The sequence below is a fragment of the Allobosea sp. Leaf344 genome, assembly GCF_001426225.1.
Taxonomy (GTDB): Bacteria; Pseudomonadota; Alphaproteobacteria; order Rhizobiales; family Beijerinckiaceae; genus Allobosea.
Window position 1 is genome coordinate 857504 of the sequence record NZ_LMRT01000014.1, and the last position, 26408, is coordinate 883911.

The 26408-nt window shown below is 68.1% G+C and carries 29 protein-coding genes; 12 read left to right on the top strand and 17 right to left on the bottom strand.

The window, feature by feature from the left end:
• Positions 1 to 7: 7 nt before the first annotated feature.
• The gene (gene pstC, locus ASG72_RS15865; protein ID WP_056713985.1) at positions 8 to 979 is read right to left on the bottom strand and encodes a phosphate ABC transporter permease subunit PstC; all 972 of its coding nucleotides are present in this window, start codon (positions 977 to 979) and stop codon (positions 8 to 10) included.
• 95 nt (positions 980 to 1074) lie between these two features.
• A complete protein-coding gene (gene pstS / locus ASG72_RS15870; protein ID WP_056713988.1) occupies positions 1075 to 2100 on the bottom strand; it encodes a phosphate ABC transporter substrate-binding protein PstS in 1026 nt (341 codons plus the stop codon).
• 454 nt (positions 2101 to 2554) lie between these two features.
• Between pstS and htpG the strand changes: the two genes are divergently transcribed.
• Positions 2555 to 4444, top strand: coding sequence for a molecular chaperone HtpG (htpG, locus tag ASG72_RS15875; RefSeq protein ID WP_056713989.1), 1890 nt, complete (start codon positions 2555 to 2557; stop codon positions 4442 to 4444).
• A 34-nt stretch (positions 4445 to 4478) separates the two neighbouring features.
• On the opposite strand, the gene ASG72_RS15880 is transcribed toward htpG, so the two are convergent.
• The 9 genes from ASG72_RS15880 to ASG72_RS15920 all read right to left on the bottom strand — a co-directional run bounded on the left by ASG72_RS15880 (position 4479) and on the right by ASG72_RS15920 (position 12622).
• Positions 4479 to 4826, bottom strand: a complete 348-nt coding sequence (locus ASG72_RS15880) for a RidA family protein (protein ID WP_056713992.1) — start codon at positions 4824 to 4826, stop codon at positions 4479 to 4481.
• Positions 4823 to 5968 (bottom strand): FAD-dependent oxidoreductase, encoded by a 1146-nt coding sequence (locus tag ASG72_RS15885; protein ID WP_056713995.1) that lies wholly within the window; start codon positions 5966 to 5968, stop codon positions 4823 to 4825. Before ASG72_RS15885 ends, ASG72_RS15880 begins: the two co-directional genes overlap by 4 nt.
• Positions 5965 to 7416 (bottom strand): NAD(P)/FAD-dependent oxidoreductase, encoded by a 1452-nt coding sequence (locus ASG72_RS15890; protein WP_056713998.1) that lies wholly within the window; start codon positions 7414 to 7416, stop codon positions 5965 to 5967. The genes ASG72_RS15885 and ASG72_RS15890 overlap by 4 nt, the downstream gene beginning before the upstream one ends.
• Positions 7413 to 7721 (bottom strand): (2Fe-2S)-binding protein, encoded by a 309-nt coding sequence (locus tag ASG72_RS15895; RefSeq protein ID WP_056714000.1) that lies wholly within the window; start codon positions 7719 to 7721, stop codon positions 7413 to 7415. The genes ASG72_RS15890 and ASG72_RS15895 overlap by 4 nt, the downstream gene beginning before the upstream one ends.
• Positions 7702 to 8832 (bottom strand): FAD-dependent oxidoreductase, encoded by a 1131-nt coding sequence (locus tag ASG72_RS15900; protein ID WP_056714003.1) that lies wholly within the window; start codon positions 8830 to 8832, stop codon positions 7702 to 7704. Before ASG72_RS15900 ends, ASG72_RS15895 begins: the two co-directional genes overlap by 20 nt.
• Before the next feature lie 6 nt (positions 8833 to 8838).
• Positions 8839 to 9639 (bottom strand): ABC transporter permease, encoded by an 801-nt coding sequence (locus tag ASG72_RS15905; RefSeq protein ID WP_056714006.1) that lies wholly within the window; start codon positions 9637 to 9639, stop codon positions 8839 to 8841.
• 73 nt (positions 9640 to 9712) lie between these two features.
• Positions 9713 to 10579, bottom strand: a complete 867-nt coding sequence (locus tag ASG72_RS15910) for an ABC transporter permease (protein ID WP_056714009.1) — start codon at positions 10577 to 10579, stop codon at positions 9713 to 9715.
• Complete coding sequence (locus ASG72_RS15915; protein WP_056714013.1) at positions 10576 to 11610, bottom strand: ABC transporter ATP-binding protein; 1035 nt, start codon at positions 11608 to 11610, stop codon at positions 10576 to 10578. Before ASG72_RS15915 ends, ASG72_RS15910 begins: the two co-directional genes overlap by 4 nt.
• 37 nt (positions 11611 to 11647) lie before the next feature.
• The gene (locus ASG72_RS15920; RefSeq protein WP_244488848.1) at positions 11648 to 12622 is read right to left on the bottom strand and encodes an ABC transporter substrate-binding protein; all 975 of its coding nucleotides are present in this window, start codon (positions 12620 to 12622) and stop codon (positions 11648 to 11650) included.
• Between the two features lie 181 nt (positions 12623 to 12803).
• Between ASG72_RS15920 and ASG72_RS15925 the strand changes: the two genes are divergently transcribed.
• Both ASG72_RS15925 and ASG72_RS15930 read left to right on the top strand, forming a co-directional pair.
• Complete coding sequence (locus tag ASG72_RS15925; RefSeq protein WP_082540388.1) at positions 12804 to 13715, top strand: LysR substrate-binding domain-containing protein; 912 nt, start codon at positions 12804 to 12806, stop codon at positions 13713 to 13715.
• A gap of 79 nt (positions 13716 to 13794) precedes the next feature.
• Positions 13795 to 14322 (top strand): isoprenylcysteine carboxylmethyltransferase family protein, encoded by a 528-nt coding sequence (locus ASG72_RS15930; protein ID WP_056714020.1) that lies wholly within the window; start codon positions 13795 to 13797, stop codon positions 14320 to 14322.
• 6 nt (positions 14323 to 14328) lie between these two features.
• Here ASG72_RS15930 and ASG72_RS15935 read toward each other — a convergent pair whose 3' ends face one another.
• The 3 genes from ASG72_RS15935 to ASG72_RS15945 are packed head-to-tail and all read right to left on the bottom strand — an operon-like array spanning position 14329 to position 16221.
• Positions 14329 to 15399 (bottom strand): YeeE/YedE family protein, encoded by a 1071-nt coding sequence (locus tag ASG72_RS15935; RefSeq protein ID WP_056714023.1) that lies wholly within the window; start codon positions 15397 to 15399, stop codon positions 14329 to 14331.
• A 31-nt stretch (positions 15400 to 15430) separates the two neighbouring features.
• Positions 15431 to 15808: a metalloregulator ArsR/SmtB family transcription factor gene (locus tag ASG72_RS15940; RefSeq protein WP_056714026.1), complete on the bottom strand. Its 378-nt coding sequence runs from the start codon at positions 15806 to 15808 to the stop codon at positions 15431 to 15433.
• Positions 15805 to 16221, bottom strand: coding sequence for a thioredoxin family protein (locus ASG72_RS15945; RefSeq protein WP_056714838.1), 417 nt, complete (start codon positions 16219 to 16221; stop codon positions 15805 to 15807). Before ASG72_RS15945 ends, ASG72_RS15940 begins: the two co-directional genes overlap by 4 nt.
• 85 nt (positions 16222 to 16306) lie before the next feature.
• On the opposite strand from ASG72_RS15945, the gene ASG72_RS15950 reads away from it, so the two are divergent.
• Positions 16307 to 16867, top strand: a complete 561-nt coding sequence (locus tag ASG72_RS15950; protein WP_056714027.1) for a thioredoxin family protein — start codon at positions 16307 to 16309, stop codon at positions 16865 to 16867.
• 84 nt (positions 16868 to 16951) lie between these two features.
• Here ASG72_RS15950 and soxX read toward each other — a convergent pair whose 3' ends face one another.
• Positions 16952 to 17566 carry a sulfur oxidation c-type cytochrome SoxX gene (soxX, locus tag ASG72_RS15955; protein ID WP_056714030.1) on the bottom strand — a complete coding sequence of 205 codons (615 nt, stop codon included), beginning with the start codon at positions 17564 to 17566 and terminating at the stop codon, positions 16952 to 16954.
• Positions 17567 to 17578: 12 nt separating this feature from the next.
• Positions 17579 to 18370, bottom strand: a complete 792-nt coding sequence (gene soxA, locus ASG72_RS15960) for a sulfur oxidation c-type cytochrome SoxA (RefSeq protein WP_056714842.1) — start codon at positions 18368 to 18370, stop codon at positions 17579 to 17581.
• 215 nt (positions 18371 to 18585) lie between these two features.
• Between soxA and soxY the strand changes: the two genes are divergently transcribed.
• The 8 genes from soxY (at position 18586) to ASG72_RS16000 (ending at position 25458) form a co-directional block, all read left to right on the top strand.
• Positions 18586 to 19050 carry a thiosulfate oxidation carrier protein SoxY gene (gene soxY / locus ASG72_RS15965; RefSeq protein WP_056714033.1) on the top strand — a complete coding sequence of 155 codons (465 nt, stop codon included), beginning with the start codon at positions 18586 to 18588 and terminating at the stop codon, positions 19048 to 19050.
• A 43-nt stretch (positions 19051 to 19093) separates the two neighbouring features.
• A complete protein-coding gene (gene soxZ / locus ASG72_RS15970) occupies positions 19094 to 19423 on the top strand; it encodes a thiosulfate oxidation carrier complex protein SoxZ (protein WP_056714036.1) in 330 nt (109 codons plus the stop codon).
• 103 nt (positions 19424 to 19526) lie between these two features.
• Positions 19527 to 21224 carry a thiosulfohydrolase SoxB gene (gene soxB / locus ASG72_RS15975; RefSeq protein WP_056714039.1) on the top strand — a complete coding sequence of 566 codons (1698 nt, stop codon included), beginning with the start codon at positions 19527 to 19529 and terminating at the stop codon, positions 21222 to 21224.
• Positions 21225 to 21264: 40 nt separating this feature from the next.
• Positions 21265 to 22530, top strand: a complete 1266-nt coding sequence (gene soxC, locus ASG72_RS15980) for a sulfite dehydrogenase (RefSeq protein WP_056714042.1) — start codon at positions 21265 to 21267, stop codon at positions 22528 to 22530.
• Complete coding sequence (locus ASG72_RS15985) at positions 22514 to 23227, top strand: cytochrome c (RefSeq protein WP_056714044.1); 714 nt, start codon at positions 22514 to 22516, stop codon at positions 23225 to 23227. Before soxC ends, ASG72_RS15985 begins: the two co-directional genes overlap by 17 nt.
• The gene (locus ASG72_RS15990) at positions 23227 to 23577 is read left to right on the top strand and encodes a c-type cytochrome (protein WP_200939948.1); all 351 of its coding nucleotides are present in this window, start codon (positions 23227 to 23229) and stop codon (positions 23575 to 23577) included. The genes ASG72_RS15985 and ASG72_RS15990 overlap by 1 nt, the downstream gene beginning before the upstream one ends.
• A 59-nt stretch (positions 23578 to 23636) precedes the next feature.
• Positions 23637 to 24914 (top strand): NAD(P)/FAD-dependent oxidoreductase, encoded by a 1278-nt coding sequence (locus ASG72_RS15995; RefSeq protein ID WP_056714047.1) that lies wholly within the window; start codon positions 23637 to 23639, stop codon positions 24912 to 24914.
• A 154-nt stretch (positions 24915 to 25068) separates the two neighbouring features.
• Complete coding sequence (locus ASG72_RS16000) at positions 25069 to 25458, top strand: cytochrome c family protein (RefSeq protein ID WP_056714049.1); 390 nt, start codon at positions 25069 to 25071, stop codon at positions 25456 to 25458.
• A gap of 63 nt (positions 25459 to 25521) precedes the next feature.
• Here ASG72_RS16000 and ASG72_RS16005 read toward each other — a convergent pair whose 3' ends face one another.
• The gene (locus tag ASG72_RS16005; RefSeq protein ID WP_056714052.1) at positions 25522 to 26193 is read right to left on the bottom strand and encodes a hypothetical protein; all 672 of its coding nucleotides are present in this window, start codon (positions 26191 to 26193) and stop codon (positions 25522 to 25524) included.
• Between the last annotated feature and the right edge of the window lie 215 nt (positions 26194 to 26408).

A 26408-nucleotide genomic window follows, 5' to 3' on the forward strand; every position in this document is an offset into this window, starting at 1 on the left:
CTGATCCTCAGAAGGCTTTGACGCGCGAGACGAGGATGCGCGCGATGACGAGGACGACGAAGGTGACGAAGAACAGGATGCAGCCGAGCGCGATCAGCGCGTTGAGCTGCAGCCCGATCGCCTCGTTGAACTCATTGGCGATCCGCGAGGCGATGGTCGAGCCCGGATCCATGATCGAGCTCGACAGCCGGTTGGCGTTGCCGACGACGAAGGTCACCGCCATGGTCTCGCCCAAGGCCCGGCCGAGGCCGAGCATGCAGGCGCCGATGATCGAGACGCCGGCCTGCGGCACCAGCACATGGCGCACCACCTCCCAGGTCGTCGCGCCGATGCCATAGGCGCTCTCGCGCAGCACCGAGGGGATCTGGTCGAGCATGTCGCGCACGATCGAGGCGATGAAGGGGATGATCATGAAGGCGAGGATGATGCCCGCCGAGAGGATGCCCAGCCCCGACGGCGAGGCGGCGTAGAGGATGGTGCCGACGATCGGCATGCCCTCGACGACGCGCGAAACGGGCTGCTGCACATAGGCGGCGAAGAGCGGCACGAAGACGAAGAGCCCCCACATGCCGTAGATGATCGAGGGCACGGCCGCGAGCAGCTCGATGGCGGTCGAGACCGGCTGCTTGAACCAGGGCGGCGCGAGCTGGGTCAGGAAGACGGCGATGCCGAGCGAGAGCGGGACGCCGATCAGCAGCGCCAGGAAAGCCGTGGTCAGCGTGCCGACGATGGCGGGCCAGGCGCCGTACTGGTCGTTCTGCGTGTCCCAGATGCTGGAGGTGATGAAGCCGAGCCCCATCTCGCGGAAGGCCGGCCAGCCGCCGATGATCATCGAGGCCATGATGCCCGCGAGCAGGACCAGCACCAGCAGGGCCGAGCCGAAGCTCGCATTGCGGAAGACGATGTCGAAGGTGCCCTTCGGGGTCTTGCGCATGGCGGGTGCCCTGGGCACGTCCACCTGGTCGGTCACGGCAGCCATCCGTGGTACTCCGGTCGCGGTCTTTGAAATCGGTGATTGAAATCGGTGGCAGGCGGAAAGCGGGGGTCGAAGGACCCCCGCTTCAGGTACGATGATCAGAAGATCGGCTTGCTGGAGGCGTCGACGATGCCCTTCCAGCTGGCGCGGATCTGATCCTTCACATTGGCCGGCATCGGCACATATTCGAGATCGGTGGCCAGCTTGTCGCCATTCTTGAAGGCCCAGTCGAAGAAGGCCAGCGCCGCCTTGGACTGCTCGGGCTTCTCGGCCTTCTTGTGCATCAGGATGAAGGTGGCCGAGGTGATCGGCCAGGCCTCGGCGCCGGGCTGGTTGTTGAGGATGATGCCGAAGCCGGGCGCCTCGTTCCAGTTGGCGTTGGCGGCGGCGGCCTGGAAGGAGCTGTCGTCGGGCATCGGGAACTTGCCGTCGCGATTCTCGATCAGGCCGTAGGACAGCTTGTTCTGCTTGGCATAGGCGTATTCGACATAGCCGATCGAGTTGGCGATCTGCTTGACCGAGGCCGAGACGCCCTCATTCCCCTTGCCGCCCACGCCGACCGGGAACTGGACCGAGGTGTTGGCGCCGATCTTGGACTTCCACTCCGGCGAGACGCGCGAGAGATAATCCGTCCAGACGAAGGTGGTGCCCGATCCGTCCGAGCGGTAGACGACGGTGATGTTGGCGTCGGGCAGCTTCAGCCCGGGGTTCAGCGCCGTCAGCTTCGGATCGTTCCACTTCTTGATCTCGCCCTGATAGATGGCGGAGAGGATCGGGCCGGTGAATTTCAGCTGGCGGGCCTCGATGCCGGCGATGTTGATGGCGGGAACGAGCGCGCCCATCACGGCCGGGAACTGCAGCAGCCCGTCCTTCTCCAGATCCTCGCCCTTCAGGGGCATGTCGGAGGCGCCGAAATCGACGGTCTTCGACTTGATCTGGCGGATGCCGCCGCCGGAACCGATCGACTGGTAGTTCAGGCCGATCCCGGTCTCCTTCTTGTAGGCCTCGGCCCATTTCGCATAGATCGGGAAGGGGAAGGTGGCGCCGGCGCCGGTGATGTCGGCGGCCTGGGCGAAGCCCGCCAGGCCGAAGGTCGCGGCGGCGACGAGAATGATTTTGCGCATGAGATGTCCTCTCTGGATGCAGCTTCTGGCGCGCCTTCCAAACACCCCTTCTATGACAATGAAGTGACAAATTCCGCCGATTTTAAGCGACCTGAAGTTTTGTCGCATTCTGGCGCTCGGAGTAAGGCGCTGAAAATAAAGGAATATCCGCGCTGACGCCGGCACACCGTCCACAGGGCATTCCGTGCGATAATTTATGACAACCTGTCACAGAGCCGCATGTCGTCTTTCAAGAGCCGTCTGTTCCCTCCGCGTCGCTTCCCCACCCCGACCTAGCTCAAACGAGTCCGTACGGTGGACCGCGCGTGCGCCACAGACACCCGAGCGATGCGGCCGCGCCGGCGCACACGCCGCAAGCCCTCCCCGGCCCTCGTCTCGCGGCCGGCCGACCCTTGAAAAACGCCGCCGACGCGTCCAAATCGCGCGCCTGGATTCCCCCTGCCGAGAACCCGCCATGAGCTCAGCCACGACGACCTCCGCCACCACCGAGAACCGCGTCTTCGAAGCCGATGTCTCCCGCCTGCTGCACATGATGGTGCACTCGGTCTATTCCGACCGGGACGTCTTCCTGCGCGAGCTGATCTCGAACGCCGCCGATGCCTGCGAGAAGCTCCGCTACGAGGCGATCGCCAGGCCCGAGCTGCTCGGCGAGGATGCGCGCCTTTCCATCACCATCGCCGCCGATCCCGATGCCGCGATGCTGGCGATCGCCGATAACGGCATCGGCATGAGCCGCGACGAGATGATCGAGGCGCTCGGCACCATCGCCCGCTCCGGCACGCGCGCCTTCATGGAGCAGGTCGAGGCCGCGAAGGGCAAGGAGGGCGCCCAGCTGATCGGCCAGTTCGGCGTCGGCTTCTATTCAGCCTTCATGGTCGCCGGGCAGGTCAGCGTCGTCAGCCGCCGCGCCGGCAGCGACGAGGCCTGGCGCTGGACCTCCGACGGCAAGGGCGAATTCAGCGTCGCCCCGGCCGCGCTGGACGAGGCTCCGGCCCGCGGCACCACCGTGACCCTGACCCTGCTCGAGGACGCCAAGACCTATGCCGAGCGCTGGACGCTGGAGCGCATCGTCAAGGCGCAATCCGGCCATGTCCCGGTGCCGATCAGCCTGATCGAGAAGCCCGGGGCGGAGCCCGCCTCCCTCGCCGATGGCGCGGCGCTGTGGACGCGTGCGAAGAGCGAGATCAAGCCCGAGGAATACACCGATTTCTACCGCAGCGTCGCCGCGCAATATGACGAGCCGGCAGCGACCGTGCATTTCCGCGCCGAGGGCCGCCATGAATATACGGCTTTGGCCTTCATCCCCGGCAGCAAGCCGTTCGATCTCTTCGACGCCGACCGCAAGGGTCGGATGAAGCTCTATGTGAAGCGCGTCTTCATCACCGACGAGGCGGAGCTGCTGCCGCGCTATCTGCGCTTCGTCCGCGGCCTGGTCGACACGGCCGACCTGCCGCTCAACGTCTCGCGCGAGATGATCCAGGACAGCCCGCTGCTGGCGGCGATCAAGAAGGGGGTCACCAACCGCATCCTCTCCGATCTCGGCAAGCTGGCCGAGAAGGAGCCGGAGGCCTTCGCCGGCATCTGGGGGCATTTCGGCCCGGTCATCAAGGAAGGTCTCTACGAGGATTACGAGCGCCGCGAGCAGCTTCTCGGCCTCGCCCGCTTCACCACCACCGCCTCCGGCGAGGGGCTGCGCAGCCTCAAGGATTATCTCGCCGCGCTGAAGCCGAACCAGACGGCGATCTATTACATCACCGGCGACGATGCCGAGCGCATCAAGGCCTCGCCCCAGCTCGAAGGGTTCCGGGCGCGCGGCATCGAGGTGCTTCTGCTGAGCGACGCGGTCGACAGTTTCTGGGTGTCGAGCGCCCCGGATTTCGAGGGCAAGCCGTTCAAATCCGTCACCCAGGGCAGTGCCGATCTCGGGCTGATCCCGCTGCTCGACGGCGCGACCGAGGCCGGTGCGGAAGCGACGCCTGAGGTGACGGCGCTGATCGAGGCGCTCAAGACGGCGCTGGCGAGCGAGGTCGCCGACGTCCGCGCCTCGGACCGGCTCACCGACAGCGCTGTCTGCCTCGTCGCCGCCGATCGCGGGCCGGATCGCCAGTTCGAAAAGCTGCTGGCGGCGGCCGGGCGGCTCGACACCGCGGCGAAGCCGATCCTCGAGCTCAACCCGCAGCATGCGCTGATCGGCCGGCTCGCGGCCGTGCAGGACGAGGCGCTGCGCGACGACGTCGCCCATCTCCTGCTGGACGAGGCCCGCATCCTCGACGGGGAGCGCCCCGCGGATGCCAAGGCTTTCGCCGAGCGCATGGGCCGGGTGCTGGCCCGCACGCTGGGCTAGAGCCGGGCCAGGCCCGGCCGCGATCGCATGCGGCTCAGCCTCTGACGGCGGTGACGACGATCTCGATCATCGCGCCGCCGCCCAGATCTGCGACGCCGACGGTCGCCCTCGTCGGCAGCGCATCGCCGAAGAAGCCGGTCCAGACCGCGTCCATCTCGGCCTTGGCGGAGAGATCCGTGACGAAGATGCTCGAGGCGACGATCGCCTTGCGGTCGAGCCCGACCTCCCCGAGATAGGCCTCGATCTTGGTCAGGATATTCTGCGTCTGCGGGCCCATGCCCTGCGTGGTGTCGTCGGCGATGCAGCCGCCGACGAAGACGAGGCCGTTGGCCTCGACGACGCGGTGCTGGATGGGCGTGCGGATGGAGCGTCTGATCGTCATGCTTGTGTCCTGCTGGCTGGGGTTTGGGTGAAGCGGGCGATGCCGAGGCCGTCGATCGGCACGTTGCTGTGGCCGGTGGCGATGATCTCGGCCATCACCGCCCCGGCTCCGGGACCGAGCTGGAAGCCATGGGCGGAGAAGCCGAACTGGTGATAGACGCCCTCATGCCGGGCGCTGGGGCCGAACACCGGCAGATCATCGGGCATTCGCGCCTCGATGCCGGCCCAGGCGCGCAGGATCGGCGCGCCGCGCATGATCGGGAACAGGTCCCAGACCGTCTTCGCATTGGCCGCCAGCTTGCCCCAGTCGAGCACCGTGCGGTTCTCGTCGCGGATCGCCCGGCCGAGATAGCCGCCGCCGATCAGCACCGTGCCGTTGGCGAATTGCTTGAAGGAGAGCTTGCGCCCGCGCAGGATCACCACCGGCTTGATGAAGGCGGGCATCCGCGCGGTGATCATCAGCATCGGCGCGATCACCTCGAGCGGCACCGGCTCGCCGAGATCGGCCGCGATCCGGTCGGCCCAGGCGCCGGCGGCGTTGACGATGCGCGGCGCGACAAAATCGCCGGCGCCGGTCTCCACCCGCCACTGCGCGCCATCGCGGGCGACCCGCGTGACCTGCACGCCCTCGCGGATATCGGCGCCGAGGCTCGCCGCCTTGCGCTTGAACGCCTGCGTGGCGCGCAAAGGGATCGCCGCGCCGTCCCGCCGCGACACCACGCCGCCGGGACAGCTCTCCGCGACGGCCGGCACCAGCCGGCGCAGCTCGGCGGCGTCGATCATTTCCTCGTGGTGGAAACCGCGCAGCGCGAGATCATCGACCCGCGCCCTGCAGCCCGCGAGATCGGCCTCGTCCTCCGCCACCAGGACCTGGCCGTCGCTGGTGAAGCCGCAATCATCGTCGACCAGATCGCCGATGGCGTGCCACAGCGCCATCGAGGCGTTGGAGAGCGGGATTTCGGCGATGTGCCGCGCCAGCTGGCGCACCCCGCCGGCATTGACGCCGGAGGCGTGGCGCCCGGCATGGTCCTTCTCCAGCAGGATCACCGACAGGCCGCGCCGCGCGCAATGCAGCGCCGTCGAGCAGCCATGGATGCCGCCGCCGATGATGATCACATCGGCGCTGCCGGCCGGAGCCCTCACCGCACCACCGCTTTGACGGCGGCGTCGCTCTGCGGCAGCGCCGCGAGCTCGCCCAGCGTGATCGGCTTCACCGGCGGGCGCAGGCGGTAATAGCCCACCTCCGCCGGGCTCAGCCCCTGCGCCTGCGCGATCAGCTCGACCACCGTCGGGCCGCACAGCCTGCCCTGGCAGGGACCCATGCCGCAGCGCAGGAAAGCCTTCATCTGGTTGGGACCGGTGACGCCGAGCCGGCTCGCCGTATCGCGGATCTGCCCAGCCGTGACCTCCTCGCAGCGGCAGACGATGGTGGCGTCGTCCGGCGGGGCGAGGAACCGCGCCGCGGGCTTGTAGAGCAGGTCGAGGAAGCGCCGGCCGCGCAGGCTGCGCGCCAGCGCGGCGCGGATCGGCGCCGCCTGCGCGTCCCGCTGCTCGCGCGACAGCCGGCCGAGCCTTTGCGCCGCGCCGAGCGCCGCGATCTCGCCCCGCAGCGCAGCGCTCTCGGCGCCACCGATCCCCGCCCCGTCACCGGCGATCGCGACCGCCGGGACCGAGGACGCGAACCATTGGTCGACCTGCGGCACCCAGCAATGCTGGTCCTCGTCGAATTCATGGGCGCAGCCGATGGCGTTGGAGAGGTTGACCCCGGGAATCACGCCCTGATGCAGCAGCAGCGTATCGCAGGCGATCGTCTCCGAGGCCCCTCCCCGCGTTACCCGCACCCCCGTCACCCGGTCCTCGCCCTCGGCCGATAGATCGGTCACACCGTTGCGGAACGGCAGCCGCGCCCGCGCTTTGGCCATCAGCGCCAGCCCCTTGGCCAGATAGGGCGAGCGCAGGAAATCGGGAAAGGCGGCGATGGCGGCGCGCCAGTTGCGGCGCGGGGTCGTGTCCAGCACCGCGACGATGGTCGCACCCGCCGCGGCCAGCTGCCCGGCCAGGAGATAGAGCAAGGGCCCGCAGCCAGCGAGAACGATGCGGCCGGCCGGCACCAGCCCCGAGCTCTTCAGCGCGATCTGCGCGGCGCCGGCGGTCATCACCCCGGGCAGCGTCCAGCCCGGGATCGGGAATGGCCGCTCCTGCGCACCCGTCGCCAGGATCACCTCCGCCGCCTCGATCAGCCGGGCCCGGCCATCCAGCGACACGCCGATCTCGACCGAGCCGACCGCAGCATCGGGCGCGACTGACCAGACCGTGCAGGACGGCGCAAGCACCGCCCGGCTCTGCGCCAGCCGGGTCAGCAGCGCCCCGCCCTTCCAATACTCCGCGCCGAGCACCGCCGGCCGGGTGACCGGGGTGGTGCCGACCGCGCGATAGATCTGGCCGCCGGGCGCCGGGTTCTCGTCGGCCAGCAGCACGGAGAGCCCGCAATCGGCGGCGCGTGCGGCCGCGGCCAGGCCCGCCGGACCGGCGCCCACCACGAGGAGGTCGTAGCGATCGGCGAGATCGGTGATGTTTCGGGCGATGCTCATGCCGGGATCTCCTCGGGCTGGCGCCGGCCGGCCTGGGTCTCGACCCGCATGCCCTCGCGCAGCGGCACCAGGCAGCCCTGGCGGTTGCCGACGCCGTCGATCACGACGAGACATTCGAAGCAGACGCCCATCATGCAATAGGGGCCGCGCGGCGCGCCCGAGACCGGCGTCTGCCGGCAGGCCTGGACGCCATTGGCGAGCAGCGCCGCCGCCACCGTGTCGCCGGCGCGCCCCCGCATGGCGCGGCCATCGAAGGAGAAATTGAGACTGGCGCCGCTATCGGCGTCAGTGATGGGCCGGAACATGGAACCTCCGCGCGGAAAAGGCGTCGAGCGACGGCGGCAGCGTCCCCGACAGGATGGCGGGCGCCAATGTCAGCGCGTGATTGGCCGCGAGCGTCACGCCGGAATGGCAGGTCACCAGGAAGGCGCCGGGATGGCTCGCCGACTGATCGTAGATCGGAAACCCGTCCGGGCTCATCACCCGCAGCGCCGACCAGCTGCGCACCACGTTCAGCCCGGCCAGCCGCGGAAACATCTTCACCGCGCGCTCGGCCATGACCGACAGGATCGGCTGGCCGACGACGGTGTCGAAGCCGCGATCCTCCTGGCTGTCGCCGATCATCACGCCGCCCTCGTCGGTCTGGCGGATGGTGACCATCGGATTGTGCAGGAAGGGGGCGGTCTTCTCGGTGACGATGATCTGGCCCTTGCTCGGCTTCACCGGGGCGTCGAGCCCGACCATCGGCGCGAGCCTGGCATTGCCGAGCCCGGCCGCCAGCACGATCTTCCCCGCGGCGATCTCGCCGAAGGCGCCGCTCAGCAAAAAGCCGCCATCGCGCGCGGCGATCCGGTCGACCGTGCAGTTCGGCCGGTAGACCACCCCGCGCCGCTCCGTCGCCTCGCGCAGCGCCCGGAACAGCTTCAGCGAATTCACATGGCCGTCGAGCGGGCTGTAGACCGAGCCGACGACATCCCTGCCGATATCGGGCAGGCGCCGCTTCGTCTCGGCATGGTCGAGGATCTCATAGGGAAAATCGGCGAGCGAGGTCTGGTTGTGCAGCCTGTGCATCGCCTGCCGGCGCTGCTCGAGCTCGGCCTCCGACAGGCAGAGCATGAAGCCGCCGGGCTGGCTATGGGCGACGTCGAGACCCGCCTCCTCCTGCAGCACATCGGCCAAAACGCTCCATTGATCGGCCGAGCGGCGCGACCACATCGCGTATTCCGGCATGCCCAGCCCCTTGGACTGGACCCAGACCAGCGCGAAATTGCCACGCGAGGCGCGGAAGGCGACATCGCCCTCGTCGAGGATGGTGACCCGGGCCCCGTTGCGCGCCAGGCCGAGCGCGATCGCGCCCCCGACCACGCCGCCGCCGATGACGACGATATCCGATTGCGATGACGAATGCGCAGCCACGGCCTCTCAGCCCTTTCCACTACCGACGAACAGGCGGTCGAGCCCGAACAGCCGGTCCAGCGCCAGCAGCAGCAGCGCCGTCATGACGATCAGGCAGGCCGATACCGCCGCGATCAGCGGATCGATATTGTCCTGGATGTAGAGGAACATCCGTACCGGCAGCGTCACCGTCGCCGGCGAGGCGATGAACACCGTCATCGTCACCTCGTCGAAGGAGTTGATCGCCGCCAGCAGCCAGCCCGAGACCACGCCGGGCAGGATCAGCGGCAGCGTCACCCGGCGGAACACGGTCGCGGTATCGGCGCCGAGCGAGATCGCCGCGTGCTCTATGCGCCGGTCGATGCCGTAGGAGGCCGCCAGCACCAGCCTGAGCGCGAAGGGAATGACCACGATGATGTGGCTTAGCACCAGCCCGGTAAAAGTCCCGGAAATGCCGATCTGCGTGAAGAAGCGCAGGAAGGCGATGCCAAGCACGACATGCGGCACCATCAGCGGCGACATGAACAGCGTCGTCATTGCTTCGCGGCCGGGGAAGCGATAGCGCGCGATCGCCAGCGCCGCCGGCACCGCCAGCAGGATCGCCACGGTGGAGGACAGGGCCGCGAGCCAGAGCGAATCCCAGAAGGCGCGGACGAATTCGGGATAGTTCAGGATAGCCCGGAACCAGCGCAGGCTCGGCCCGCGCGTCGGCAGCGAGAGATAGCCCTCCGGCGTGAAGGCGACGATGCAGACGATCAGCAGCGGCGCCAGCATGAACAGGACGAACAGCGCGTGGAAGACGAGGGCGGCGGGACCGTTGCGTCTCATCGGCCGCCCCTCCGGGCCGCGGCGCCCATCGCGGGGATCGGCGCGGCCGCCGCCAGATATCCGATGAGGCGGCTCATTCGAACACCTGCGCGTAGCGGCGCTCGATCAGCCGGTTCGAGCCGACGGTGATCAGCACCAGCGCGATCAGCAGCAGGCTCGCCACCGCCGCGCCCAGCGGCCAGTTCAGCGTGTTCAGGAACTCGTCATAGGCCAGCGTCGCGGCGACCTTGAGCCGCCGGCCGCCGATGATGGCGGGCGAGGCGAAGGCGCTGGCGGCGAGCGAGAAGACGATGATCGCGCCCGAGAGAATGCCCGGCACGATCTGCGGCAGGATCACGCGCCGCCAGATCGTCAGCGTGCCGGCACCGAGCGAGAGCGCCGCATTCTCGATCTGCGGATCGAGCCGCTGCAGCGAGGCCCAGACCGCCAGGATCATGAACGGCATCAGCACATGCACCAGCGCGATCACGACGCCGGTCTCGGTGAACATGAAGGGCAGCGGCTGGGCGATCAGCCCCATCCCGATCAGCGCCTGGTTGACGATCCCGGTGGAGCCGAGCAGCAGCGCCCAGCCGAGCGTGCGCGCCACCACCGAGACCAGCAGCGGGCCGATCACCACCAGCAGGAAGCCGCTGCGCCAGGCCGGCGACATCCGGTTGAGGATATAGGCCTCGGGCACGCCGATCAGCATGGTCGCCAGCGTGACCAGCAGCGCGATGCGGAAGGTCCGCAGGAAGATCTCGAAGAAGTAGGAATCGGTGAAGACCTCGATCCAGTTCTTCAGCGTGAATTCCGGGACGATGCCCTTGTACTGCCCCCAATCATAGAAGGAGAGCAGCACGGTCATGCCGAGCGGGACGATCACCAGCCCGAGGAAGACCATCAGGGCCGGGCCGGTCAGCAGGAACGGCGCCGATCGCTCCGAGGAGGCCAGGCTCATGCCGAGACTCCGCCCGGCAGCAGTGCCGCATCCGCGGGCGCGAAGCGCAGATGCACGGCCTCGCCCTCCTTGGGCACGGGCAGCCCGTCATTGGCGCGCATCAGCATGACCGGGCCCGCCGCACTCTCGGCGCCGAGCAGCCAATGCGTGCCCTGGAAGACGCGGCTGGTGATGCGCGCGCCCAGCCCCTGTTCGGCCAGCACCAGCCGTTCCGGCCGCACCGCCAGCTGCACCGGGCCGGATCCGGCCCCCGCCAGCGCCAGGACGAGATCGCCGATCGCCACCGCGCCTCGCCCATCCGCCGTGCCGCGCAGCACGTTCGTCTTGCCGAGGAAGCTCGCGACGAAGGCGCTGGCCGGCCGGTCATAGACGGCGTCGGGCGCGCCGATCTGCTCGATGCGCCCCTGGTTCATCAGCACGATGCGGTCGGACAGGGCCATCGCCTCGTGCTGGTCATGGGTGACGAGGATCGTCGTGGTGCCGACCGAGCGCTGGATCTGGCGCAGCTCGCCCTGCATCTCCTCGCGCAGCTTGGCGTCGAGATTGGACAGGGGCTCGTCCAGCAGCAGCAGCGCCGGCCTGATCACCAGAGCGCGGGCCAGCGCCACGCGCTGCTGCTGCCCGCCGGACATGCGCCGGGGATAGCGGTCGGCGAAGCCCTTGAGCCCGACGAGCTCCATCGCCGCGCGGGTGCGCGCATCACGCTCAGCCCGGGGCACGTCCCGCATTTCGAGGCCGAAGGCGATGTTCTCCGCCACCGTCATGTGCGGGAACAGCGCATAGCTCTGGAAGACGATGCCGAGCCCGCGCCTGTTGGGCGCGACCGGGCCGAGATCGCTCCCGTCGAGGCGGATCGTGCCGCTATCGACGGGAACGAAGCCGGCGATCATCTGCAGCGTCGTGGTCTTGCCGCAGCCGGAGGGGCCGAGCAGGGAGACGAACTCCCCCCGCTCGACCGAGAGGTCCATGGCTTCGACGGCGGTGAAGCTGCCGAAGCGCTTGGTCAGGCCATCGAGGACGAGATGCGACATGGGTGACGACCTGCAGGAGGGTTCGGCTCGGCCGGGCTCAGCGCTCGACTTCGCGGTTCCAGCGCTTGGTCCAATCCTCGCGCTTGGCGTTGACGATGTCCCAGTCGACGGCCTTCAGCTTCTTCACCTCCTCGCCATAGGGCAGGCCCTTCTGCTCCTCGGCGGTCAGCGTCACCGTGGTGTTGGCCGGGCCGAAGCCGGCGCCGGTCGCCATCACCTTCTGGATCGGCGGCGACAGCATGAACTGGATGAAGGCGTTGGCCTCGGCCGCGTTCTTGGAGCCCTCGACGGGACAGGCGGCGACGCCGAGCGCGAAGCTGCCCTCCTTCGGGTAGACGAAGGCCGCGGGGAAGCCGGTATCGGCGAAGGCCTTGACCCGGCCCGAGCCCCAGACGCCGAGCACCGCCTGGCCGTTCTGGAACAGCTCGGTCATCTTGGCGGGTGACGGCTCATAGGCCAGGATATTGGGGTTGATATCCTCCTTGAAGGCCTTGAAGCCCGGCTCGATATTGCCCTCGCCGCCGCCGCCGAGCTGCGCCATGGCGATCAGCGCATGCAGCCCGTAGGTGTTGTTGATCGGCGGGGTGACGATCTTCTTGCCGTAGGTCTTCGCCTTCAGATCGTTCCAGGAGGTCGGCGCCGGCCAGTTGTTCTCGGCAAAGACCTTGGTGTTGTAGAACAGCCCCGTGGCGACGAGGCCGAGGCCGACGCCCTTGTTGGATTTGAAGCGCATCACCGGCGCCACATCCTTGTAGATCGGCGCGTCGGTCAGCGTGCCGCAGAAGCCCAGCGCCACCGCCTGATAGGCCGGGCCGTCATCGACGATCGCCACGTCGATCTGCTGGTTGCCCTTCTGCGCCTGCAGCTTGGCGAGGGTGTCGGTGGAATTGCCGGCGACGTATTCGATCTTCACATTCGCCTGTTTCTCGAAGACCGGCAGGATGTCCTTGCGCATGGTCTGTTCGAAGGAGCCGCCATAGCCGGCGACATAGATCGTCTTCTGCTGGGCCATGGCCGCATCGGCGGCACCCAACGCGGTCGTCGTCAGCAGCAATCCTACCCAGGCAAGCTTCATGGACCCCTCCTCTTTTGCGAGTGATGCGTCAGGGTCTGCGACAGATCAGCACTGGTCAAATCGAAAGATCGGTGCAAGCCATGCCGAAATGTTATGGTCCGCCGGAGAGGGGCCCGCCATGCTGAACCCGCGCCAGATCGAAGCGTTTCGCACCGTCATCGTCACCGGCGGGGTCACGGCCGCCGCCCGCGCGCTGAATATCACCCAGCCGGCGGTGACGCGGCTGGTGCAGGACCTGCAATATGCGCTGGGGCTGACCCTGTTCGAGCGCCGCGGAAACAGGCTGGTGCCCACCAATGAGGCGCTTTCCTTATACCGCGAGGTCGAGCGCCAGTTCGTCGGGCTCGACCGCATCCACAGCGCCGCCCGCAGCCTGCGCGACGGGCTGTCGGGGAGCCTGAGGATCGCCGCCCTGCCCGCCTTCAGCATCGGTTTCCTGCCGCAACTCACCGGAGAATATCTGAAGGAGAAGCCGGGGCTGGAATTGGCGCTCTATGGCAGCATCTCCTCCCAGGTCGCGGAATGGGTGGCCTCCGGCTTCTGCGATCTCGGCTTCGCGCAGCTGCCGCTCGATTTTCCGAGCGTCGAGGTCGAGCTCCTGCCGGCGGTGGCGGCCGTCGCGGTCATGCCCGCCGGGCACAGGCTGGCGGCGCGCGACAGCCTCGTGCCGGAGGATTTCGTCGGCGAAGCTTTCGTCTCCCTGGAGCAGACCACGCAGCTGCGCTACCGGATCGACGCGATCTTCGCGACGGCGCGCATCGCGCGCGAGACCCGCATCGAGACGCCGCTGTCGATGATCGCCTGCTCGCTCGTCGCCGCCGGCGCCGGCGTCAGCATCGTCGACCCGTTCACCGCCCAGGAATATCGCGGACGCGGCATCGAGCTGCGCCCTTTCGAGCCGCAGATCCGTTTCCATATCGGCGTGGTCTGGCCCGCCGGCCGCGGCCGTTCGGCGCTCGCCCTCGGCTTCGCCGACAAGATCCGCGCCGCCGTCACGCGCTTCGCCGAATCCGGCTCGCTGCAGGGCTGAGCGCGCTGGCGCCGAGGCTTCCAAGCGGCGCCCGAGGCCCCTAGACTGCCGGGGAGCGGCGGCGAGAGACGGGCAGCACATGGCCGAAGACACCCGGACCGGCACCAGACCGGCGGATGCGGCCGCGCAGGCCCCCAATCGCTGGCCCTGGCCGCCCCTCATCTATGGCGCTGCCATCCTGATCGGGATCGCCGGCCATTACATCCTGCCGCTGCCGGACCCCGGCCATGGGCCGGAATTGAGCGCGGCGCTGCATGGGTTCGGCTGGGCGCTGCTCGTCACCGGCGCCGCCTTCGATCTCAGCGCGATGATCACCATGCGGCGGGCGAGCGCCAACATCCTGCCGCACCGCGCCGCGACGGCGCTGGTGACCTGGGGCCCCTTCGCGATCAGCCGCAACCCGATCTATCTCGGCAATACCCTGATGATGCTGGGCGCCGGCATCGCCTTCGGCAATGGCTGGCTGATCCTGACCGGGCTCGCCGCCGCCGCGCTCGTCCAGCCGCTGGCGATCCGGCGCGAGGAAGCGCATCTCGCGGCGCTGTTCGGGCCGGCCTGGCTGGACTATGCCGGGCGCGTGAGGCGCTGGTTGGGGCGCCGCCGCTGAGCCGGTTCAGTGCCGGAACATCTGCCGGATCGACCCTTCCATCAGGAAGGCGATGCCGAGCCGCGCGCCGATCATCATCCCGGCGATCGCCAGCGGCCAGGACAGCGCCATCATCGAGCCGGCCGAGATGCCCTGGCCGATCGTGCAGCCGCCGGCCAGGATGCCACCGCCGCCCATCAGCCCCGCCCCGAGCAGATGCCGGCGCATCTCGTGATGATCGTCGAAGGCCTCCCAGCGGAACTCGCCGTCGAACAGCGCCGAGGCGAAGGAGCCGGCCACGACGCCGAAGACGGTGCCGATGCCGAAATCGAACAGCCCCTCCGGCGTCGTCAGCACGGCATAGAGGGCGCGCCCCACCGGCGAGACGAAGGTCAGGCTCTGGGCCCGCGGGCTGACGGCGAATTCGTCGATCGCCACCCCGGTTACCCACCAGCCCGCGACCACGCCGAGGCCGAGCGTCAGCCCCGCCAGCAGCAGGCGCGGCGAGCGTCGCAGGCGCCTGTCGAGGAGCACGGCGAGCCCGAGCCCGGATGCGGCGAGACAGGCGATGGCGAGGCGCAGATCGCCGAGGCCGAGCCAGGCCAGCACCGAGGGAAGATCGCCCTGCACAGCGCCCGGAACCGGCAGCGCGATCCGCTCCAGCCCGTCGATCCGCAGCGGCGCCAGCATGCCGCGCAGCGTGGCATAGGCCACCGCGCCGAACACCATCATCACGATCAGGCTGCGCAGGTCGCCGGCGCCCAGCCGGATCAGCGATCCGAAGCCGCAGGTGCCGACCAGCGCCATGCCGAGCCCGAACGCCAGCGCGCCGAGCAGGATCGCCAGCCATGGCATGGCGCTCGGCACATAGGTGGTGAAGGCGGGCGAGAGCGCGCCGCTCCAGACGAGCAGCTGGGTGCCGAGCAGCGCGACCGCCAGAGCGAGGCCGAAGATCCGGATGCGACGCGTATCGCCGCCGATCCAGACATCCTCGATGGCGCCGAAGGAGCATAAGCGGGCGCGCCTGACAGTGAAGCCGCAGACGGCCCCGATGCCGGCGCCCGCCAATGGCACGGCCCAGGCCGGCAGCGGCGTCATCGGGCCGGCCGTCGCCCGCGCGGCGCGCGCATCAACTGTCCGCAGCCGGTTTCGTCGGGCCGCAGAAGATGTCGTAGATCACCGAGATCATCCGCCGGACATCGTCATTGGCGAGGCTGTAATAGATCGCCTTGCCGTCGCGGCGCGTCGTCACCAGCTGGTCGAGCCGCAGCCTGGCCAGCTGCTGCGAGACCATGGGCTGGCGCAGCGAGAGAATGTTCTCGAGCTCCGTCACCGTGCGTTCGCGCTCCGCCAGCAGGCAGAGCAGCAGCAGGCGGTTCTCATGCGACAGCGCCTTCAGGAAATCGCTGGCCTTGCGCGCCTTGCGCATCAGCATGTCGAGCTCGGCCGAGAACTCCTCGCCGTCCCGCAATTCGGTTTCGAGTGCCTTGGAAACGATCGCGCTCATCTCAGTCCCATCTGGCGGGGCTCGCCGCCGTCCTTGTGATCCGCGGATGCCAGCCCTGCAAGCATTTTGCCAAGCAGCCCCCAAAACGCATCATCGCCGAGATAGCCGGTGATGCGGCCGATCTCCCGGCCATCCTCGATGAGGACGAAGGTCGGCGCGGCGAAGACCCGCTCCTTCAGCCCGGGCCAGGCGACGCCGCCGGGCTCCAGCCAGACCCGCCGCAGCGGCGCCTGCCGCCCCTCATCCGTCCGCTCATAGACCGGACCGACCTCGCGCTCGAAGCGCGCGCACCAGGGGCAGCCGTCGCGGGTGAACATCACGAGCTCGGCGGCCTCGCTCGCCGCGCCATGCACAAGCAGTCCCAGCCCCGCGGCGCCGGACGCCAGCAGGCGGCGAAGGCTTCGGTTGATCATCGACATCCGGATAATATAGTCGTATTCAGATGTTTGCGCCAGTCAGCCCGGGCGCGACCCTCTCCGGCCATTCTGGGGACGCCACATGCCGACGCGCCGTTCCGTCCTCATCGCCGGGCTCGCAGCCGCGGTCGCATCCCCGGCCGGAGCGCGTGCCAGGCTCGGCGAGGACGGGCTCTACCATTTCGACTGGTATCTCGAGAGCTTCCTCGACATCGCCGACGACATCGCCGCCGCGAGCGCGGCGGGCAAGCGCTTCGTCATTCTCTGGGGCCTGAAAGGCTGCCCCGCCTGCCGGCGCCTGCACGAGGTCCATCTCGCCGATCCGCAGACAGAGGCCTTCATCCGCGCCAATTTCGAGGTTCTCCACCTCAACATCCTCGGCCAGCGGCCGGTCACGGATGTCGACGGCGCGAAGCTCGGCGAGAAGGCCTTCGCGGCCCGCTACGGCATTCTGGGCACGCCGAGCCTGCAATTCTTCCCGGAGACGGCGGAGGGCCTGGCGGCCAAGGCTCCGGCCGCGCGCGAGGTGCTGCGCATCCCGGGGCTGCCGGAACCGGCCGCCTTCCTGCAGATGTTCAAATTCGTCCGCGAAAAAGCCTATGAGCGCGGCGATTTCGCGCAATGGGCCGCCGGCAGGAGCTGATGTTTCGCGCCCGCCTTTAACCGCAAACATGGACGGCGCCGGCCGGAGCCGACGCCGCTGGAGAGGGCTTTCCGCCGCGATCGCCTATTTGTTCACCGGCGATTCTGGATCGAACAGATAGGCCAGCACATCCTTGATCTGCTGCTCGTCCAGCACCTTGTTCGTGCCGAAGCGCGGCATGTTCGAGCAGGGCACCACGGCCATCGAATTGTAGATCTTGGTATAGGCTTCCTTGATCGCGTCGGGATCGTATTTGCGGTCCTTGCCATAGGCGGCGAGGCTCGGGCCGAGCGTGCCATAGCTGACCTCCTTGGGGTCGAGCTGATGGCAGGCGAAGCAATTGCCCCCGGCGACCGTGCCCGGCGGATCGGAGAACTGCCCGCCGCGGCCGTTATTGGCGACCTTGTAGCCCTCTTTCCAGTTGCCGAGCAGCTTGCCGTCGGCGGGAAAGCCGACCTTGGCCAGCTCGCGCTTGATGATGGCGTCGGCCTCCGCGGAGGGAACGGCGTTGCGGTGCAGGTTGCACGCGGCCAGGGATTCGTCCGGCGTGATCCGCGCCTGCCATTCCGGCGAGGCCTTGCCGAAGGTCGCTTTGACATAGCTGTCGATCGTCGCCTGGCTCGGCTTGTCCTGGGCCTGCGCCGCAGCGCCGGCGAGCAGGGAAGCGAGGGCGAGGGTGATGAAGGGAAGTCGCGTCATCGTCTCGTCCTCTCAGCGCTTGATCGAAGGCACGGCGATCTCGCCGCCCGCGGCCTGCTTCTGCAGGAACATCGTCAGCGCGGTCAGCGCGTCGGAGCCGTAATCCGGGACCGGCCAGCGCTGCTGGCGGTAACAATCCCAGAGCCTGTGCTGCATGGTGCGCAGCGCGCTCTGCGACACCCGGTAGGTCGGCCAGGAGGCCATGGTCGCCTGCGCGGCCGGGCCTGGAACGGAGAGGTTCGGCAGGCCCTGCAGGCGGATGCGCTTGCCCTCGTCGGCATGGCAGGTGGCGCAGGAGAAATCCATGACGCCGCCACGGCGATAGAACAGCTCCTCGCCCACCGCCGCCATCTCCAGCTCCTTGGCGTGCTTGAGCTGCGGCTCGATCTTCATGCCGCTCGACTTGTTGGCGATGAAGGCCGTCAGATCCTCGAGATCCGAGGCACGGCCGGGACCCGAGAAGCGGCGGGCGAGGACGTCCTTGGTGTCGAGCCCCTGGAGCTTGTCCATGCACCAGAGCAGCCGCTGCTCGGTGTCCATCACCCGGTCGGCATCGGCGAAATAGCGCGGCAGCTTGGCGAAGGCGCCGTCGAGCTTGCCCGGTCCCTCGCCGAGATCGCAGGCCTCGAGCGAGGCGCTCTTGGTGCCGCGCTTCTCGCTCCACAGCACCTCGCCGCGGTCGACCGCCAGGAAGCCCGGATTGGAGAAGGGGTCGGACAGCATCTGCCGGTAGCGCTCGATCTCCTTCTCGCTGTCGTCGAGCGGCGGCGCCTGCGCGGTCAGGTGACCGGCCGCGAGCGTCATGGCGGCCGCCAGCACGGCCGCCCCTAAGATGGGGAGCTTCATCCCTAGCCCTTTCGTTTCCTCGATGGCCGCATTGGCTGCGGCCTTGTTCGGCATCCCTCTCATTGGAGGGACTTTACATTCACAGAAAACAATATCACGATACGTGCAAATGATGATCGCGACTGGGCGCTGGCGTCAAGTGCGAACAAGAACAATTCGAAGGAGGAAACCCGATGAACTCACCCACCACGGGGCTGACGCGCCGCGCCACGATCACCGCCGGCGCGATCGCGGCCCTCGCCGGTCTGCTGGCGCCGCGCATGGCCTTCGCCGACGAGAAGCAGGTCGCGGACGAGATCAAGAAGCTCTATGGCGACAAGGCGATGGCCGAGGGCAAGATCCGGCTCGACGTGCCGGAGATCGCCGAGAACGGTCTGGTCGTCCCGATCAACATCGAGGTCGACAGCCCGATGACCGAGGCCGACCACGTCAAGGCGGTGCATGTCTTCGCCGATGGCAATCCGCTGCCCGGGATCGTCAGCTACAGCTTCACCCCGGCCTGCGGCAAAGCCTCGGCCGCCACGCGCATGCGCCTCGCCCAGACGCAGAACATCATCTGCATCGCCGAGATGTCGAACGGCACGCTGCACACGGCCAAGGCCAATGTGAAGGTGACGATCGGCGGCTGCGGCGGCTGAGACCACGACGCGCGACAACGAGACTCAAGGTGAGGATGACGCCATGACCACCAAACCGACGCCCCGCGTGCGTGTGCCGGCCAAGGCCGCCGCCGGCGAGCTGATCGAGATCAAGACGCTGATCTCGCACGAGATGGAATCCGGCCAGCGCAAGGATGCGCAGGGCAAGACGATCCCGCGCAAGATCATCAACAAATTCTCCGCGAGCTTCAACGGCAAGCCGATCTTCTCGGCCGATTGGCACCCCGCGATCTCGGCCAATCCCTATCAGTCCTTCTTCTACAAGGCGGCCGAATCCGGCGAATTCACCTTCAGCTGGAAGGATGATGACGGCCAGGAATACACCGCCCGGAACAAGCTGACCGTCGGCTGATCGTCGCCGGCCGGGCCGGCCGGCGTTTCACCTCCCTTGCGAGAGTCGCGGCCCCCTTGGAGCCGCGCATGGACGGCTGCGACGCCTGTCCAGAGGACAAGTCATGATCTCACGGCGCGAGTTCCTACAGGCCACGGCGGCGGCGGCCGCCATCACGACGGGCTCCGGCCTCGGCCCGCTCGGGCGGGCTGCGGCGCAGCAGCGTCTGTCGCAATCGGACATCCTGCGCTTCGATCCGCTGGGCACGGTGACGATCCTGCACATCACCGACATCCACGCCCAGCTGATGCCGCTGCATTTCCGCGAGCCCTCGATCAATCTCGGCGTCGGCGACGCCAAGGGCAAGCCGCCGCATCTGGTCGACCAGGCCTTCCGCGAGCATTTCCGCATCGCCGCCGGCTCGCCCGAGGCCTTCGCCCTGACCTCGGATGATTTCGTCGCGCTGGCCCGCAACTACGGCAAGATGGGCGGGATCGACCGCATCGCGACCCTGGTCAAGGCGATCCGCGCCGAGCGCGGCGCGGACAAGGTGCTGCTGCTCGACGGCGGCGACACCTGGCAGGGCAGCTGGAGCGCTCTGCAGAGCAAGGGCCAGGACATGGTCGAGGTCATGTCCTTGCTCGGCACCGACGCGATGACCTCGCATTGGGAATTCACCCTCGGCGCCGAGCGCGTCAAGGAGATCGCCGAGAGCGCCTCCTTCGCCTTCCTGGCCCAGAACATCCGCGACCGCGAATGGAACGAGCCGGTTTTCGCCCCGCGCAAGCTGTTCGAGAAGGGCGGCGTCAAGGTCGGGGTCATCGGCCAGGCGCTGCCGCGCACCGCCATCGCCAATCCGCGCTGGATGTTCCCGGAATGGGAATTCGGCATCCGCGAGGACGAGCTGCAGAAGCAGGTCGACGAGGTCAGGGCGGACGGTGCGGCCATCGTCGTGCTGCTTTCGCATAACGGCTTCGATGTCGACCGCAAGCTCGCCTCCCGCGTCAAGGGCATCGACATCATCCTCACCGCCCATACCCATGACGCGATGCCCGGCATGATGCGCGTCGGCGAGACGGTGCTGGTCGCCTCCGGCTCGCATGGCAAATTCCTGTCGCGGCTCGACATCGCGACCAGGGACGGCAAGGTCTCCGACATCCGCTTCAAGCTGATGCCGGTCTTCTCCGACGCCGTCGCCGCCGATGCGGAGATGGCGGCGCTGGTGGCCAGGCACCGCGCGCCCCATGCCGCCGAGCTCGCCAAGGAGATCGGCCGCACCGAGTCGCTGCTCTATCGCCGCGGCAATTTCAACGGCACCTTCGACGATCTGATCTGCGACGCCATGCTGAGCGAACGCGACGCCGAGATCGCGCTGTCGCCCGGTTTCCGCTGGGGCGGCACGCTGCTCCCGGGCGAGGCGATCACCTGGGAAGCGATCACCAACGCGACCGCGATCACCTATCCCGCCTGCTACCGCAACGAGATGACCGGCGCGCAGCTCAAGGAGATCCTGGAGGATGTCGCCGACAACATCTTCCACCCCGATCCCTATTTCCAGGGCGGCGGCGACATGGTCCGGATCGGCGGCATGGGCTACGCCATCGACGTCTCGCGGCCGATGGGCAGCCGCATCTCCGGCCTGACCCATCTGAAGACCGGCAAGCCGATCGAGGCCGGGAAGAGCTATGTCGTCTCTGGCTGGGCCAGCGTCAACGAGGCGACGCAGGGCCCGCCGATCTGGGACGTCGTGCGCGACCATGTCGCCCGCAGCAAGACAGTCACCATCACGCCAAACGACGCGGTGAAGGTCAGCGGCGCATGAGCCGCCCTCGCCTTCGTCGCCATCAGGAGGAGATGAGCCGATGACATCGGACATCAAGCAGAGCCCGCTCAGCCGCCGCCGCTTCCTCGGCGCGGCCGGGGCGGCGGGGCTGGCGGGCGCCGCCCTGCCCGCTCGGGCGCAGACGCCGGACCCGCTGATCACCGACGTGCAGGACTGGCATCGCATGCTGGGCGAAGGGGTCGACGCCCACCCCTATGGCTCGCCCTCGAAATTCGAGAAGCATGTGGTGCGCCGGGACGTGGCCTGGCTGACCGCCTCGCCGGTCTCCTCGGTCAATTTCACGCCGCTGCACGAGCTCGACGGGATCATCACCCCCTCCGGCCTCTGCTTCGAGCGCCACCATGCCGGCATCGCCGAAATCGATCCCGCCCGGCACCGGCTGATGATCCATGGGCTGGTCGACAAGCCGCTGGTCTTCACCATGGAAGACATCAGGCGCATGCCGCGCGAGAACCATGTCCACTTCCTGGAATGCGCCGCCAATTCCGGCATGGAATGGCGCGGCGCCCAGCTCAATGGCTGCCAGTTCACCCACGGCATGGTCCATAACGTGATGTATACCGGCGTGAAGCTGAAGCATCTGCTCGCCGAGGCCGGGCTGAAGCCCAACGCCAAATGGCTGATGCTGGAAGGCGCCGACGCCTCCGGCATGAACCGCTCCTTGCCGGTCGAGAAGGCGCTGGACGATGTGCTGATCGCCTTCGCGATGAATGGCGAGGCGCTGCGGCCCGAGCAGGGCTATCCGCTGCGCGCCGTCATCCCCGGCTGGGAGGGCAATCTCTGGGTCAAATGGCTGCGGCGCATCGAGGTCGGCGACATGCCCTGGCAGGCGCGCGAGGAGACCTCGAAATACACCGATCTCCTGGCCGATGGCCGCTCGCGGCGCTTCACCTTCATCATGGACGCCAAATCCGTGGTGACCAACCCTTCGCCCCAGGCCCCGCTGAAGCACAAGGGCCGCAATGTGCTGAGCGGCATCGCCTGGTCCGGCCGCGGCACCATCTCCCGCGTCGACGTCACCCTCGACGGCGGCAAAAACTGGCGCCATGCCCGCATCGACGGCCCCGTCCTCGAGAAGTCGCTGACCCGGTTCTATGTCGATTTCGACTGGGCCGGCGAGGAGCTCCTGATCCAGTCGCGCGCCATGGATTCCACCGGCTATGTCCAGCCGACCAAGGACGAGCTGCGCAAGGTCCGCGGCGTCAACTCGATCTACCATAACAACGGCATTCAGACCTGGCATGTCCGCTCCAACGGGGAGACCGAGAATGTCGAAATCGCTTAAGCCGCTGCTGCTGGCCGGCGCCGCCGCCGTGCTGGTCTTGGGCGCCGCGCCCCTGATCGCGCAGACGACCAAACCGGCTCCCGCGCAACGCGCCGCAGCACCCGCCCATGCCTCGCTCGGGCTCGGCCGCCTCGCTCTGCCCGAGGAGATCAAGGCCTGGGACATCGATGTCCGGCCGGACGGCCAGGGCCTGCCGCCCGGCAAGGGCACGGTGAAGCGCGGCGACGAGATCTTCCAGGAGCAATGCGCCGCCTGCCATGGCGAATTCGGCCAGGGCAATGGCCGCTGGCCGGTGCTGGCCGGCGGCCAGGGCACGCTGAAGGCGGACCGGCCGGAGAAGACGATCGGCTCCTTCTGGCCCTATCTCTCCACCGTCTACGACTACATCAATCGCGCCATGCCCTTCGGCAACGCGCAATCCCTGTCGCCGGACGATGTCTACGCCCTCACCGCCTATCTGCTCTATCTCAACGACATCGTGAAGGACGAGGATTTCGAGCTGTCACGGGAGAATTTCACCGCGGTGAAGCTCCCCAATGGCGACGCCTTCTACGATGACGACCGCGAGACGGCGGAAAAATCCTTCTGGCGCAAGGAACCCTGCATGACAAATTGCAAGGCCGAGGTGAAGATAACCGGCCGGGCCGCCATCCTGGACGTGACGCCCGATTCCAAGAGCGCCCCGAAGGTCGACTGATGCCTGAGCCTCTGATCCGGACCGGCCGCGCCCTTGCCTGCATCGCCACCCTCGCCTTCGGTGTCGCGGGCGAAGGCAGCTTCGCCGTCCGCGCCCATGCGGCCGGCGACAGGGCGCTGGGGGAATATCTCTCCTCGGAATGCGCGACCTGCCACCAGACCAGCGGCGGCCAGCAGGGCGGCATCCCCGCCATCGTCGGGCTGCCGCAGGACCAGTTCATCGCGCTGATGGGCGCCTACAAGGACAGGCATCGCGACAACCAGGTGATGCAGGCGATCGCCGGCCGCCTGGCGCCCGATGAGATCGAGGCGCTCGCCGCCTATTACGGAAGTCTGAAATCCACCCATTGAACGGCCCGGAGAAGGTCGTGCGGTTTGTCGCAGCCACAATGATGAAGCGGGAGAGAGACATGCCCATCGATCGCCGGATCTTTCTGAGGACGGGCCTCGCCGCCGGGGCGGTGCTGGGGCTCGGTGCGCCCGCCTTGCTGGGGCAGGCCAAGCCCCGCGTCGTGGTGATCGGCGGCGGGGCGGGCGGCGCGACGGCCGCGCGCTACATCGCCAAGGACAGCCAGGGCGCGATCGCGGTGACGCTCGTCGAGGAGAACGAGCGCTACCAGACCTGCTTCCACTCCAATCTCTATCTCGGCGGCTTCAAGGCCTATGACGAGATCGTCCATGGCTACGACGCGCTGCAGAAGAACCACGGCGTCACCCTCGCCCGCGCCCGCGCCACCCAGATCGACCGCGACAAGAAGGAGGTCGTGCTCGCCTCGGGGCAGCGCCTGCCCTATGACCGGCTGGTCGTCTCCCCCGGCATCGACCTGAAATATGATTCCGTCCCCGGCTGGTCGCAGGCGGCGGAAGAGCAGATGCCGCATGGCTGGAAGCCGGGCCGCCAGACGCAGCTGGTCAAGCAGCGCCTCGACGCCGTGCCCAATGGCGGCGTGATCGTGATGATCGCCCCGCCCAACCCTTTTCGCTGCCCGCCCGGCCCCTATGAACGCGCCTCGATGTTCGCGCATGCGCTGAAGAAGGCCGGGAAGGGCGAAGCCAGGATCATCATCCTCGATCCCAAGGAGTCCTTCTCGAAACAGGGCGTCTTCCAGGCGGATTGGGAGAAGCGCTATCCCGGCATGATCGAATGGCTCGGGCCGAAGGTGCATGACGGCATCAAATCGGTCGATCCCAAGACGAACACCGTGGTCACCGGCTTCGAGACCTATAAGGACTGCGCCTTCGTCAACGTCATCCCGGGGCAGATGGCCGGCGAGATCGCCCGCTCGGCCGGTCTGGCGCCCGCCGGCGGCTATTGCGCCATCGACCCGGCCAGCATGAAATCGACCGCCGACCCCGCGATCTTCGTGCTCGGCGATGCCTGCATCGCCGGCGACATGCCGAAATCGGCCTTCTCCGCCAATAGCCAGGCCAAGGTCGCGGCGATGGTCATCAGGCACGAGCTGACCAACAGCCGCGCCTTCCCGGCCCGCTACGTCAACACCTGCTGGAGCCTGGTCGACACCGACAATGCGATCAAGGTCGGCGGGCGATACGAGCCGAAGGACGGCAAGATCGGCGCCACCGAGACCTTCGTCTCGCAGCCCGGCGAGAGCGACGCGCTCCGCAAGGAGACCCAGGCGGAAAATCTCGGCTGGTACGCCGGCATCACCGCCGACATGTTCAGCTGAGGCGCGGCTATGGCCGGGGTTGAACCCGGCCACCGTTCCGGCGTTATCGCCAGACGCTCCACTTCACCGCCGGCGGCGCAGGCTGCCGGCGTGTCGCACGGTCCCGCGGGGCCGGGCCGCGACGACCGATCCGAGATCAGACAAGGGACGACGCATGACCAGACTTGCCACCACCGCCTTCCTCGCCGCCATGCTCGCCGCCGGCTCCGCCGCCGCACAGGACATCGCGGCGGGCGAAAAATCCTGGAACAAGTGCCGCGCCTGCCATCAGATCGGCGAGACCGCCCGCAACGGCGTCGGCCCGCATCTGAACGGGCTGTTCGGCCGCACGGCCGGCACCGTCGAGGGCTATTCCTACTCGGCCGCCAACAAGAATTCCGGCATCGTCTGGGACGAGGCCGTCTTCGCCGAGTACATCAAGGATCCCCGCGCCAAGATTCCGGGCACCAAGATGGTCTTCCCCGGCATCAAGAACGAGCAGGAGATCAAGGATCTCACCGCCTATCTCAAGCAGTTCGACAAGAGCGGCAAGAAGGGCTCCTGACCTCGCTGCACAGCCGGTCCGGGCGCTCGGTGCACCCGGACCGCGCAGGCGGGCGCGCGAGGCCTATCGGCCAGGAGAGGGCGCCGCCGGGCGCTGCCGCCCCTCCAGCCGCTCGAACACCAGCACCGCGACCGCGCCGTAGATGACATGGCCGACGAAGCTCATATAGGAGAGCTCGCCCCCCTCCCCGAGCAGGTAGAATGACAGCCCGCCGAGCGGGGCCATCAGCCCGAGCGCGTTGAACCAGGTGAAGTTCCCCCAGCTGATCGCATCGGCGAGGCGGCTGTCCCGGTTGATCCAGCGCGTCGCGATCAAGCCCATCGCGGCCGTCCAGAATATGAAATGGATCGGCGCGAAGCTTCCGGCCCGGATCAGCGCCGCGACGCCGGCGGTGAAACTCACCGCGACGATCGCGTCCAGCACCAGCGGCCAGCGCGGCACGAAGCGGGACAGGACGAGATAGGCGATGGGATAGCCGACGATCCCGACGCCGTAATGCAGCGCCTCCCTCGGCAGATACGGCACCGACAGGCCGAGCCGATGCTGCGCGAGCGCGTCGATCAGCCCGGCCGGCTCGAGCGGATATCCCAGCACCGCTCGCGTCAGCACCCGGGCCCAGATCTCCCAGATCAGCAGCCCGGCGAGCCCGCCGGCAAACAGATTGCGTAAACTCCGGAGGAGCGCGGCCGTCTCTCCGGCGCGGCCTCCGCCAGCCATGGCCATGGTCATCGCCATCCCCCCTTCGCTGATCAACCGCCCGACGCGGATCGCGGCGCCGATGAAGCCGGCGCCGGATTTGACTTTAAGGCAGCGGAGAAGACCCTTCAGTACACGCTTCCGGCAAAACCGGTCACGGCTGGGTGGCGGCGGGCTCTCGTCTCGACACGGCCGCGTGATCGACGTCCGCATACTTGGCCGGCATGGCGACCGCGTGGAATCGGTTTGCCGGC

Coding starts and splice junctions, on each gene's coding strand:
- pstC (WP_056713985.1), bottom strand. CDS start 979: ATGGCTGCCGTGACCGACCAGGTGGACGTGCCCAGGGCACCCGCCATG.
- pstS (WP_056713988.1), bottom strand. CDS start 2,100: ATGCGCAAAATCATTCTCGTCGCCGCCGCGACCTTCGGCCTGGCGGGC.
- htpG (WP_056713989.1), top strand. CDS start 2,555: ATGAGCTCAGCCACGACGACCTCCGCCACCACCGAGAACCGCGTCTTC.
- ASG72_RS15880 (WP_056713992.1), bottom strand. CDS start 4,826: ATGACGATCAGACGCTCCATCCGCACGCCCATCCAGCACCGCGTCGTC.
- ASG72_RS15890 (WP_056713998.1), bottom strand. CDS start 7,416: ATGAGCATCGCCCGAAACATCACCGATCTCGCCGATCGCTACGACCTC.
- ASG72_RS15895 (WP_056714000.1), bottom strand. CDS start 7,721: ATGTTCCGGCCCATCACTGACGCCGATAGCGGCGCCAGTCTCAATTTC.
- ASG72_RS15905 (WP_056714006.1), bottom strand. CDS start 9,639: ATGAGACGCAACGGTCCCGCCGCCCTCGTCTTCCACGCGCTGTTCGTC.
- ASG72_RS15910 (WP_056714009.1), bottom strand. CDS start 10,579: ATGAGCCTGGCCTCCTCGGAGCGATCGGCGCCGTTCCTGCTGACCGGC.
- ASG72_RS15915 (WP_056714013.1), bottom strand. CDS start 11,610: ATGTCGCATCTCGTCCTCGATGGCCTGACCAAGCGCTTCGGCAGCTTC.
- ASG72_RS15920 (WP_244488848.1), bottom strand. CDS start 12,622: ATGGCCCAGCAGAAGACGATCTATGTCGCCGGCTATGGCGGCTCCTTC.
- ASG72_RS15925 (WP_082540388.1), top strand. CDS start 12,804: ATGCTGAACCCGCGCCAGATCGAAGCGTTTCGCACCGTCATCGTCACC.
- ASG72_RS15930 (WP_056714020.1), top strand. CDS start 13,795: ATGGCCGAAGACACCCGGACCGGCACCAGACCGGCGGATGCGGCCGCG.
- ASG72_RS15935 (WP_056714023.1), bottom strand. CDS start 15,399: ATGACGCCGCTGCCGGCCTGGGCCGTGCCATTGGCGGGCGCCGGCATC.
- ASG72_RS15940 (WP_056714026.1), bottom strand. CDS start 15,808: ATGAGCGCGATCGTTTCCAAGGCACTCGAAACCGAATTGCGGGACGGC.
- ASG72_RS15945 (WP_056714838.1), bottom strand. CDS start 16,221: ATGATCAACCGAAGCCTTCGCCGCCTGCTGGCGTCCGGCGCCGCGGGG.
- ASG72_RS15950 (WP_056714027.1), top strand. CDS start 16,307: ATGCCGACGCGCCGTTCCGTCCTCATCGCCGGGCTCGCAGCCGCGGTC.
- soxX (WP_056714030.1), bottom strand. CDS start 17,566: ATGACGCGACTTCCCTTCATCACCCTCGCCCTCGCTTCCCTGCTCGCC.
- soxA (WP_056714842.1), bottom strand. CDS start 18,370: ATGACGCTCGCGGCCGGTCACCTGACCGCGCAGGCGCCGCCGCTCGAC.
- soxY (WP_056714033.1), top strand. CDS start 18,586: ATGAACTCACCCACCACGGGGCTGACGCGCCGCGCCACGATCACCGCC.
- soxZ (WP_056714036.1), top strand. CDS start 19,094: ATGACCACCAAACCGACGCCCCGCGTGCGTGTGCCGGCCAAGGCCGCC.
- soxB (WP_056714039.1), top strand. CDS start 19,527: ATGATCTCACGGCGCGAGTTCCTACAGGCCACGGCGGCGGCGGCCGCC.
- soxC (WP_056714042.1), top strand. CDS start 21,265: ATGACATCGGACATCAAGCAGAGCCCGCTCAGCCGCCGCCGCTTCCTC.
- ASG72_RS15985 (WP_056714044.1), top strand. CDS start 22,514: ATGTCGAAATCGCTTAAGCCGCTGCTGCTGGCCGGCGCCGCCGCCGTG.
- ASG72_RS15990 (WP_200939948.1), top strand. CDS start 23,227: ATGCCTGAGCCTCTGATCCGGACCGGCCGCGCCCTTGCCTGCATCGCC.
- ASG72_RS15995 (WP_056714047.1), top strand. CDS start 23,637: ATGCCCATCGATCGCCGGATCTTTCTGAGGACGGGCCTCGCCGCCGGG.
- ASG72_RS16000 (WP_056714049.1), top strand. CDS start 25,069: ATGACCAGACTTGCCACCACCGCCTTCCTCGCCGCCATGCTCGCCGCC.
- ASG72_RS16005 (WP_056714052.1), bottom strand. CDS start 26,193: ATGGCGATGACCATGGCCATGGCTGGCGGAGGCCGCGCCGGAGAGACG.